The organism is Phenylobacterium sp. (genome assembly GCF_036821595.1).
Lineage (GTDB): Bacteria > Pseudomonadota > Alphaproteobacteria > Caulobacterales > Caulobacteraceae > Phenylobacterium.
In genome coordinates this window covers 1-4,499 of record NZ_DAISJG010000123.1, presented here as the reverse complement: position 1 = coordinate 4,499, position 4,499 = coordinate 1, and the positions used below count along the sequence as shown (strand labels likewise).

Annotated in this window: 5 protein-coding genes; 4 read left to right on the top strand and 1 reads right to left on the bottom strand. The window is 72.6% G+C overall.

The window, feature by feature from the left end:
- Both V7Z97_RS19420 and V7Z97_RS19415 read left to right on the top strand, forming a co-directional pair.
- Positions 1–686, top strand: a 686-nt coding sequence (locus tag V7Z97_RS19420) for a DJ-1/PfpI family protein (RefSeq protein ID WP_334165129.1), incomplete at its 5' end; no start/stop codon positions are given.
- Positions 687–760: 74 nt separating this feature from the next.
- Positions 761–1,273 carry an OsmC family protein gene (locus V7Z97_RS19415; RefSeq protein WP_334165128.1) on the top strand — a complete coding sequence of 171 codons (513 nt, stop codon included), beginning with the start codon at positions 761–763 and terminating at the stop codon, positions 1,271–1,273.
- Here V7Z97_RS19415 and V7Z97_RS19410 read toward each other — a convergent pair.
- Positions 1,270–1,677 (bottom strand): YciI family protein, encoded by a 408-nt coding sequence (locus V7Z97_RS19410; protein ID WP_334165127.1) that lies wholly within the window; start codon positions 1,675–1,677, stop codon positions 1,270–1,272. The genes V7Z97_RS19415 and V7Z97_RS19410 overlap by 4 nt on opposite strands.
- Before the next feature lie 197 nt (positions 1,678–1,874).
- Here V7Z97_RS19410 and V7Z97_RS19405 point away from each other — a divergent pair, with 197 nt between their 5' ends.
- Together V7Z97_RS19405 and V7Z97_RS19400 are read left to right on the top strand one after the other, a co-directional pair.
- The gene (locus V7Z97_RS19405; RefSeq protein WP_334165125.1) at positions 1,875–2,387 is read left to right on the top strand and encodes a hypothetical protein; all 513 of its coding nucleotides are present in this window, start codon (positions 1,875–1,877) and stop codon (positions 2,385–2,387) included.
- Positions 2,388–2,411: 24 nt separating this feature from the next.
- A complete protein-coding gene (locus V7Z97_RS19400) occupies positions 2,412–4,178 on the top strand; it encodes a M10 family metallopeptidase C-terminal domain-containing protein (protein WP_334165124.1) in 1,767 nt (588 codons plus the stop codon).
- Positions 4,179–4,499: the final 321 nt, after the last annotated feature.

Below are 4,499 nucleotides of genomic sequence, written 5' to 3'. Positions count from 1 at the left end.
TGCGGCGCGGCGCGCGGATCATGTCGATCTGCAACGGCGCGCGCGTGCTGGCCGCGGCGGGGCTGCTGGATGGCCGCCAGGCGACGGTCCACTGGTACAGCCGGGCCGACATGGCCAGGGCCCATCCGGAGGTCCGCTGGCGCTATGACCGGCGCTGGGTGACCGACGGGCCGGTGACGACCACGGCGGGGATCAGCGCCGGCGAGCCCGCGACCCTCGCCCTGCTGCGCGACCTGGCCGGGGAGGCGACGATGCGGGAGACGGCGCGCCGGCTCTCCCTGCCGCTGCCCGACGTGCGGCACGACGGCGACGCCTACCGGCTGACGCTGGGCGGCATGGGGACGGTGGTGGCCAACCGCGCGGCCGTCTGGGGCCACGAGGACGTGGCCCTGCCGCTCTCCCCCGGCTTCGACGAACTGGCGTTCGGCACGGCGCTGGACGCCTGGTCGCGGACCTGGCGCTCGACGGCCTGGGCGACGGGGCCGGCGGCGGTGCGCTCGCGCCACGGGCTGGTGATCCGCCGGGCGGCGCGCCCGCCCGAGCGGTTCGACCGCACGGTCGCCCTGCCCGGACCGGACGTGATGCGGCGGACCTTCGCGCAGATCGGCGCCGCCTACGGCGAACCGACCGCCCGGTTCGTGGCCCTGCAGTTCGAGCACCCGTGGGGCGCGGTCGGACGTCCGTAGACGGCGGCGAGAGGCGGCTCGACAGCGGCCGGCCGGTGGGGCTCATCTGGCGGTCCAGCGCCACGGAGGACCCCATGACCCGAGAAGCCGCCGAAGCCCGCCCCGACGCCGACCTCGACGCCGTCACCGTCACCGAGACGGGGGTCGGCAAGTTCCAGGTGGAGGTGCTGACGGCCGGCGCGAGCTTCCTGGCCGACGAGCCGGCGGAACTCGGCGGGCTGGGCTCGGGGCCGAACCCCTACGACCTGCTGGCCGCGGCCCTGGGCGCCTGCACGACGATGACGCTCAGGCTCTACGCAGAGCGCAAGGGCTGGCCGCTGAAGCGGGCCACGGTGCGGGTGCTGCACTCGCGGCCGACGCCGCAGGGGCGCGACCGTTTCGCCCGGGAGGTGACCCTGGAGGGAGCGCTGGACGAGGACCAGCGGGCCCGTCTGCTGGAGATCGCGGCGAAGTGCCCGGTGCACCGGACGCTGGAGGGCGGCTCCGACATCATCACCGTGGCGGCCCAGCCGCGAAGCCTCGAGCTCCCGCCGCAGGGCCGCGGCGGCGCCCACCTGCGCGACATGGAAGCCGCCTGCCGGGACTAGCCGCCCGCCTCGGCGTCGGCGTCGGCGTCGGTGACGGGGAAGGGGACGCCGGGGAGGTAAAGTCGGATGGGGCGGACCTCGTAGACGGCGGTGGGGTTGGCGGCCTGCAGGTCGCGGGCGGCCTGCACCGCCTCCTCCGGGGTGGCGCAGTCCAGCACATAGAAGCCGAGCAGCTGTTCCTTGGTCTCGGCGAAGGGGCCGTCGAGGACCGCGGGCCGGCCATCGGCGCCGCGCACGGTGCGCGCGTCGACCGTGCGGCCGAGGCGGGCGGCGGGGCCCAGGCGGCCTTCCTCGGTGAGGCGGGCGTGGACCTTGTGCAGGTCGTCCATCAGGGCGGCGTCCTCGGGCCGGGTCCACGACTCGACGACGTGTTCCTCGTGGTAGGCCAGCAGGGCGTAGAGCATGGGCTGGTGATCCCTCATTTCCGTGGTTGGACCTAGGACGAACCGCGGCCGGCGCCGCCGACAACAGCCGCGCGCCACGGCGCGGCTATGTCGGACGTCCGACGTAACTCATTGTCACACAAAAGTTTCTCGCGTAACCACGTGACATGATCCGCTAACCGTGTACCGTCTGCGCCTGCCACCGTGAGGAGTGGGCGTTGCGGCCGAAGAGCCAGGTCAATGTGTTGCGCGCGGGCGCCCTGGCGCTCGGCCTGACGGCGCCGGCCGCGGCGCCGGCGGCCACTCCCAGCCTCACCTGGTCCGGCGCGGACCAGGTGGTCATCCACTGCACCGTCCAGGCGCCTGGCGGAGATTCCGCGGGCCTGGCGCGCGCGCTCTGCGACCGGGTGCGGACGCTGGCGGCGCAGGGCGCGCCGATGCCGGTGCGGGCGGCGACGGGCGGCTCGCCGATGCTGGAGCCGCCCACCGCGGTCAGCCTGATCGTCCACGCCGGCCTCCACCCCGCGCCCGGCGCGCCGGGCGAGGTGCTGGCCTTCACCATCCGGCCGTTCCGACGCGGGACGGAGGACGCCAATCTGATCGGCACGGTCCCCCGGATCGCGCCGGTCAGCGGCGGGCGCCTTGGGAGCCCCGCCGCCGACGCCGAACTCCAAGCGGCGCTGGACGAGACCCTGCCTTGGCGCACGGCCGGAGGGCCGCAAGGGCGCTGATCAACACCTAACGGGGCTGAGAGAATGAGTGAGATCCTTCCGCACGATCCGGACCTCTTCGTCGACGACGAGGACGCAACCCTGGATGGACAATCCGGAACCTTCAACGGAAAGACGATCTGGACGCCGGAGGAGGCGGCCGAGTACCTGAACCGCAGCGGCACGGCCTGGGGCGTGACCGGCGTGCCGCGCGACGGGGACGCGACGGTGATCACCTACGGCTTCTTCTCGAGCCAGGAGGAGCTGATCGACAACGGCTACGTCTACGAGCTGAACGGCGCCTACTACGGGCTGAACGAGTACTTCGGCTTCGGCGCCTTCACCGAGGCGCAGCGGGCGGCCGCGCGCGAGGCCATGCAGTACTGGGACGACGTGGTGGCGATCTCCTTCCAGGAGGCGCCGGTGGGCGAGGCGGACATCAACTTCGGCAACATCATGAACCGGCCGGGCACCCAGGCCTACGCCCGCCTGCCGGCCGACCTCGTCAGCACCAACGCCCACGTCAACGCCCAGGCCTACAACATCGTGGGCGACGTCTGGGTGACGGGCACGACGGCCTCGAACTTCCAGCTCGACGAGGGCCTCTACGGCCTGAACACCCTGGTCCACGAGATCGGCCACGGCCTCGGGCTGTCGCACCCCGGCAACTACAACTTCGCCCCGGGCTTCGCCGTGACCTACGCCAACGGCGCGGAGTACGCCCAGGACATCCGCAACTACACCATCATGTCCTACTGGAACCCGCGCGAGGTGGGCATCCAGGACCACGACTACCTGCGCGGCACCATCGCCTACGGGGCCACGCCCATGGTGCACGACATCCTGGCCATCCAGATGATGTACGGCGCGGACATGACCACCCGGACCGGCGACACCACCTACGGCTTCAACTCCAACGCCGGCCGCGACGCCTTCGACTTCGTGAAGACCCCGGCGCCGGTGATGGCCATCTGGGACGCGGGCGGCATCGACACGCTGGACGCCTCCGGCTACGCCACGAACCAGATCATCGACCTCAGGCCCGGCCACCTGTCGAGCATCGGCGGGGTCACCCAGGCCAACGCCCCGAGCCTGGCCCAGGTGAACGCCACCCGGGCGGCGGACGGCTACGCGCCGCTCAGCCAGGAGGCCTACGACATCCGGATGGCCAACCTGGCCGCCGATCCCAACGCGGGGCGGCTGGTGGACAATGTCGGCATCGCCTACGGCACGGTCATCGAGAACGCCGTCGGCGGCTCGGGCGCCGACCTGATCCAGGGCAACAGCGCCCAGAACTGGCTGAGGGGCAACGCCGGCGACGACGACCTCTACGGCGACGGCGGGACGGACACCCTGGACGGCGGCGCGGGGAACGACGTGCTGCGCGGCTCCGACGGCGTGGACATCCTGATCGGCGGCGCCGGCGCCGACCGGTTCGTGGCCGAGGTGGCGTCGGACCCGATCGACCTGAAGAAGGCCCAGGTGTCGGTGGACGTGATCCTCGACTTCAGCCGGGCGCAGGGCGACAGGCTCGACTTCTCGGGGCTGGACGCGAACCTCGAGGAGGCCGGCCGCCAGGGCTTCCGGCTCGTCAACGGCGCGCTGAAGGACGCGGGCGACCTGACGGTGATGACGTTCGGCAACGTCAACGCCGCGGCCCGGGCGCTGGGGATCGACCTCGACGGACTGGCGGGCTACGGCTCGGGCCACGTCAGCGTCGTGCTGGGCAACCTCGACGACGACCGCGACCCGGAGTTCGCCTTCGTCCTGCTGGGGACGAAGAGCGTGGCCGCGGGCGACTTCCTGTTCTAGACGGCGGGCCTGCGGGGCGGGATCCCCGCTCCGCAGGCCGGTTCGCCGCGCCGCCGGTCGCGCGATGACCGCCGTTCGTCGAATCCCGCCGCCGAAGCGTAACCACAGGCGACTAGGGTGACCCAGACGATCTTCCGGAGGGTCCATGATCTCGATGTTCCTGGCGATGGCGCTGCTGGCGCAGGATCCCGCCGCCGACCCGGCCAAGCCCGCGCCGGTGACCGCCGCCCCGGCCGTCGCCGCCGGCGAGGCGATCCCCACCAAGGCCAAGAAGGGCGGCAACAGCGACGAGCGGTTCTGCCGCAACGAGGCCCCCATGGG